At 51.3% G+C, this 5,836-nt stretch carries 5 protein-coding genes; 2 read left to right on the forward strand and 3 right to left on the reverse strand.

The annotated features are described in order from the left end of the window. Positions 1 to 423: hypothetical protein (locus ACJROR_RS14990; RefSeq protein WP_406547796.1), on the forward strand; the 423-nt coding region annotated here is incomplete at its 5' end. A 304-nt stretch (positions 424 to 727) separates the two neighbouring features. Here the strand turns inward: ACJROR_RS14990 and ACJROR_RS14995 are convergent. Next, on the reverse strand, positions 728 to 877 hold the full coding sequence (locus ACJROR_RS14995) for a hypothetical protein (protein WP_406547797.1): 150 nt from the start codon (positions 875 to 877) through the stop codon (positions 728 to 730). 1 nt (position 878) lies between these two features. Continuing rightward, positions 879 to 1,805 carry a hypothetical protein gene (locus ACJROR_RS15000; protein WP_406547798.1) on the reverse strand — a complete coding sequence of 309 codons (927 nt, stop codon included), beginning with the start codon at positions 1,803 to 1,805 and terminating at the stop codon, positions 879 to 881. A gap of 283 nt (positions 1,806 to 2,088) precedes the next feature. On the opposite strand from ACJROR_RS15000, the gene ACJROR_RS15005 reads away from it, so the two are divergent. Beyond that, entirely contained in the window at positions 2,089 to 2,520 is a 432-nt protein-coding gene (locus tag ACJROR_RS15005; RefSeq protein WP_406547799.1) for a hypothetical protein, read from the forward strand. A 321-nt stretch (positions 2,521 to 2,841) separates the two neighbouring features. On the opposite strand, the gene ACJROR_RS15010 is transcribed toward ACJROR_RS15005, so the two are convergent. Continuing rightward, the coding region (locus ACJROR_RS15010; protein ID WP_406547800.1) for a S8 family serine peptidase at positions 2,842 to 5,836 on the reverse strand (2,995 nt) is incomplete at its 5' end.

Here is a 5,836-nt window from a genome sequence, read left to right on the forward strand (position 1 = left end):
AATGTCGGGGGCGATAACTGGGTCTACATCAAGTATGCCTATGTTGATCGCAATTCCGTGGCCTTTATCCTGGATGCCGACATCGAAGGGGTCAAAACCAAAACCAAGAACCATGAAATAACGGGAGAGACCATCCAGATCCCGGACAGAGGCGATAAGACCATTAAGGGAACCCTGAATTATGAGTGCTCCAGAGCGGGAAATGCGGTATGTGAGGGCCATGAATTTTGTCAGTGCCGCGTACCGAATGATAAAATCGGCGGCATAGAAAGAGATACCCAGTACATTATTCCCCGGGGCTTTAAGTATAACCAGCAGGGCGAAAAAGTTAAGAACCGCTGCTGCTTCAAGTATTCCACCGCAGAATACATCAATGGCGTGGTCTATCCTCCCGCCTATAACCTCGAAATCGGAGGCTGTTAACCGGGCGGGGACGGGGATTCTTCAGGCAGAGCGCCGGATCTCCGTTTAAGAGCTCACAGAAGAGAGCTTTTCAGATTCTCCAGCATTTTCTTTTCATCATTCCGGAGGAGGCCCTGTTTTTACGGCCTCTGTATCTCGATCCTCTTTGCTTTCAGTCAGCCGCTCCTTTTTGTCCGCTCCGGGATACTGGTTTTCCAGATGAGGGGGATGAGCAGATGTCATCAGACGGCCTTTTGCGGGATTCAGGAGAGCGGAAATTATCCCGGATCTCTGTCAGATGTTTTTTTGATGCCGAAGATAACTATTAAGAACATGATGCGGAGAGCCGGAAAAGTCTGTCCTCCGCAAGCTTCAGATTCCCGAGGTCTCCCGTCTCCTCCGGCTTAAGGAGCTTGCCGCCCTTGATAAGCTTAAGGCGGCATTCATCGGGGTTCCGGAGAACAGAATGGGACATGCTACCTGAGCTTGGACAGATTGTATTTGATGTCGGAGAGAGCCAGAAAGAGCTTTATGTTTCCCGCAAGAGCCATAACAGTAGTTACGATGAGCAGCAGGGCTGTAATTATTCCTATCGTTGTTTCATAAATTATCCACCTCGCAAACAGCTCTTCCATTCCTGCAATAAAGTTAGTGCTATCGGCTCCCGGGACTTTAACCCGACTTTTTATAAAACTGTCCAATAATGCGCTCCCGTCGTATATTTGCCACCATAGCGCAAAAATGATTAAAAGAGCATCGATAACGGCAAACAGAGAGCACAGTATAACTATCCGGTTGGTGTTCCGCAGGTCTTTGGGCGTTTTCACGCCATTCACATAGATTGGAAACTCGCAGGCTATATTAGTAACAATTTTAGCGGCGCTTTTTGCATGAGATATTGATATAAGATTAACTATTAAACAAATTATTAAGTTCAGAATTAAAAAAATAACTAATGGGTTGTAAAATTTGTTAATATAACCGACAGACAATAAAAGAAAAAGGGCAGACGGCAGACATGTCGGGATGAAAAACAGGACATTGGTTACTTTCTGCATCACGGATATCCTGTTTAAGCCGGCAGTGATCTCGTCCTGGGAATCCGGGGGAAGAGGTTCCTGAGAAGGGGAAGGTGTTTGAAGCATTTTAAAACCGCTGTTAAATACTGTAAGAGACAGATGAGGAGGATATGGTATCAAATTCCTGACCCTCCCGGTAACCCGGCTGACAGTGTTTGTCTGTCTTGAGGGGCGCTCAGATGACAAACGAAGCCGCCTTAAGACCCTTTTTCCGAAAAGCCCGGGGGACTCCGGTTTTCCGGAGAGCTGGCTAAGTATATACGTTCCGGCCGTTTTGGGAAAACAGTTTTTCCGGAGACAGACATTAAGCCGGATCCGGCCCATGAGCGTATCCGAAGCTCCAGCCCCCGGAGAGCGGAGGCTGAGGGCCCGCTGCCTGTTTCAGGAACAAGGGTTTTAATCTCCCTGGGCAGAATGCCCGGCCCGTAAGAGATCCTTTTTGCCAAAGCCCCGGTCATGCATGGAAAGTGGAGCGAACCTTAAGCTATGCCGGCTTAATTATGTTATTTTCTCTTCAATGCTTTACAATACGTCCGTCGGATCCGCAAAGCGAGGGATTCGCAAAGGCTGCGGAAGTTTTATTTTTTGACAACAAGGGGATTTAAAAATGAAGGCAGGACATCTTGCAGTTGCGTTGGCGCTTATGACAGCAGGCTTTTCAGCTCAGGCAGAGCAGTTTGTCGGTGAATGGACGCACCGGGATTTTCCGGAGTTTTCAATCGTAATTGAAAAGGACGGTGATAAGTACAAGGTTACCCAGCAGAAGATCATTCCCGAATTAACCAGAAAATGCGTGCATACCGCGGTGAAGGCCGGTGATAACAAGCTTAAGCCTGTGGAGAAGAAGGCCCCGTGCACGATCACTGAGAATAACAAAACAAAGAAAGACGATCCCACCCCTTTGAAATACACCACCTATGTGCAGAAAGGTGACGATATTCTCTTTGATCACTCCAGCGATCCGGAGTTTGACTGTGCCGGCACCGCACCTGCCGAGGATGATGAATACTGCACCAATGTGTACCGGCGTGCCAGGTAAAGCATAAAAGCGGGGGATTTGCCTGCTCCTGTCCTGCTGCTCCTTTTGGCATAAGACCCCGTGATTCCGGCAATATCCATCGCTTCTTTCTAACCTCGGGATCTCCGGAAAAGTCTCTCCTCCGCAGGCTTCAGATTCCCGAGGTCTCCCGTTCTCCCCGAATCCCTCCTCCGGCTGAAGAGTTTGCCGTCCTTGGTAGGCTTATCCCCTGATAGCCCTCAGATAACAAACAAGGCCGTCTTAAGACGGTCTTTTTCAAAAGGGCCGGAAACTCCGGTTTTCCGGAGTCCGGCGGGACGATACGCTATTGCCTGTTGGGTATCATTCCTCCAGAGGATAGACATTAAGCCGGATCCGTCCCTTCAGCGTATCCGTATCAATAGCCTCCGGAGAGCGGATACGGAGGGTGTAGCGTACCTGCTCATCATTTTCAGTGATTTCGTCTAGGTAGGAGGCCTGAGTCGTAAAGCTCATGACGGGGTCGTAGACCCTTTCAATAAACTCATAACGCTGCTTGATAATGCTCTTCCTGCTCTCGTCCCCGTTTACCAGAAGCTCCATCTGAGTATGGGAGGCGGTTCTCATGGCCTGAATGCGCTGTTCCGCGGTCTGATTGTAAGCATTCCCGAACTTTTCCCCGGAAACTGACAGTCTGTAGGTGTCAAGATCAAGATAGGTGTTTTCGATCTGGGCATTTCCCTGATAAGGATTACCGTCCTCGTCCGTGAGATCCGTAAATGAGCAGGTATAGACGAACTCTGATTCCGTGGTAAGAGAGTTATCCGGCATGCAGTAATTTTCTGAGGTGGTCAGGGTGACAGGATCCTCGGATCTTCTGGCGCAGTCAGCATCCTCGCTGCAGTTCGCTGCCAGCTTCGTGGCTGCGCCGGCATCGATCCGGCCGAAGCCGAAGAGGGGGCTGTAATAGAGTCCGGTCTTGCTGCTGTTTCGGGTGGGGATCCAGCCCTTGTGAATCACATAGGAATTTCCGGAAACATCGCTGTCCTGCATGGCGCTGTCGGACTTATAGTTTACGGCGGTTTTTGCCAGAATGTACTTTACCTGATTAACCGTGAGATTCCGGCCGCCTGCCTCGAGAATGAGGGCGGTAACGCCGGTGGCTGCCGGAGTTGCGATGGAGGTGCCGGCCAGAATACCGTAATTGCAGGTGCCGCTGTCGATGATCTGGCTTTCCATGTTGTAGGTGCAGCCTTCAACATCGGTGGTCAGGGCGCCGGTGCGGGCGGAGATCCAGAGGTTTGTTCCGCCGCTGGAATAGTAGGCGTGGGTGCCGTCATGCTCCACGGCTCCTACCATAATGGATCCCGGAGCTTTTGTCTCATAATCGGTCTGGGTGAAGATGCAATTTACTCCTAGTTCCACGCAGACCCCGGTGCCGATATCGGTGACGGGCGTGGCGGTAAAGTTGTTTCCGGCCGCTTTGACAATGGGGATATGGTTTTCAGTAAGGGCATCCACAAGATCCGTGTTGCCCAGCAGGAGCGCGGGGGTGGCGGAGCCGAAGCTCTCGTTAACGACATCGGCCTTTCCGATAATGCTGTTCTCGTAGTAATATTCGGCGCGATTGGCATTGGTAAGGCCGTACATCCTGGCGTTATACGCCACGCCTCTGCTGCCGATGCCGTTAAAGGCCGTGGCGGCGATCACCCCGGCTACCGGAGTGCCGTGAATTTGGATTCCTGAGGCGGCGGTAACCATCAGATCCTCGGGATCATGTGACTGCCGATCCACGCTGTAGCAAAGCTCGGGAAGGAAATTATCCCTTAAATCTTCATGTCCGGTCTGGAATTCGGAATCGATTATGGCAACGGTAACCCCCTGTCCGGTGTATCCCTTCTGCCAGGCAGGCACCGCGTTAAGATCCTCTCCCGCTTTGGATCCGATAAAGCGGCCGGCGTTTCTGAGGTGATCCTGCTGGTCGAAAAGAGGATCCTGAACCAGATCGAAGGTTTTGGTATATACCTTGCCGTTGACGGAAAAGACGACGGATTCGCTGTAATCCCGCCAGGTCTTATTGTTAAGCTGCGCATAGGGCACGTAGTACCGGTAGGTTCCGTCGCTGTACACTCTGACAGAGCCGTATTTAACCCCCATAATCTCCACCGGAGATTCGGCATGGGGCGTAAATGAGAAATACTCCTCCCTGCCGCCGGCCACATCCGCCTTGCCGTCCAGATCGCTGAGAATGGCGGTATCCTCGTTCTGGACATAATTGAAATTCAGATTGTGGTTGGTTATTTCCACGAAGGTCGGTTCCGGAGCAGGAGGTTCTTCATTGTTCCCGGAGTCATCATCGCCGGTATTACCGGAATCATCGTCCCCGGTGTTTTCTGAGTCATCATCACCAGTATTTTCGGAGTCATCGTTCCCGGAGTCATCATTGCCGGTATTTCCGGAATCATTGTCTCCGGAGTTTCCGGAGTCATCATCACCGGTATTCCCGGAATCATCATCGCCGGTATTCCCGGAGTCATCGTTCCCGGTATTTCCGGAATCGTCGTTCCCGGTGTTTCCTGAGTCATTGTCTCCAGTGTTTCCTGAGTCATTGTCTCCAGTGTTTCCAGAGTCATCATCACCAGAATTTCCTGAGTCATTATCTCCGGTGTTTCCAGAGTCATCGTCCCCGGTGTTTCCGGAGTCATCGTTCCCGGTGTTCCCGGAATCGTCATCCCCGGTATTCCCGGAATCATCATCGCCGGTATTCTCGGAGCCGTTGTCGCCAGTGTTTCCGGAATCATTGTCCCCGGTGTTCCCGGAATCGTCATCATCGGTCTTGTCAGATTCATCGGCGGGCAGATCGGGAATGTTCCTGAGGTAACCGATAATCACCTCGGCAATTTCATCCCTGCTTTTGTTTATCAGGTCGTCTTCGGAAATATCCGCTATTACCCGGTAATAGACATAATTTGCCAGGGCTTTGTTATCGGCAAGGGAGGTCGCGAGTTCTGATACATCGCTGATGCTCTTACCGAGCTTTCGGAGATCCTGATCCGTTTCCGGAAGGACTCCCTTTCTGGCCAGGAGTTCTCCGGCAATAAGGGTCTTGAAATCGGCGGAGTCGGTGCAGTCTTTGTTGTACCCGGCATCCAGAGACACCAGACTTTTTAGGCCTCCGGCCAGTTCCGCCGCAGATCCCATCCGATCCAGGTAGCTTTCTTCTGTTTCACTGTCACTGTCGTCTCCTGCGGTGATATCTGCTAGGGTGCTGAAGGGGGAGATGATAAAGGTGGTGCCGTTCGGAGTCTGCCGGTTAACATAAACATTACGGGACATGGTGAAGGGGGCAGTCAGGGCG

The sequence above is a fragment of the Succinimonas sp. genome (genome assembly GCF_045225735.1).
Lineage (GTDB): Bacteria > Pseudomonadota > Gammaproteobacteria > Enterobacterales > Succinivibrionaceae > Succinimonas.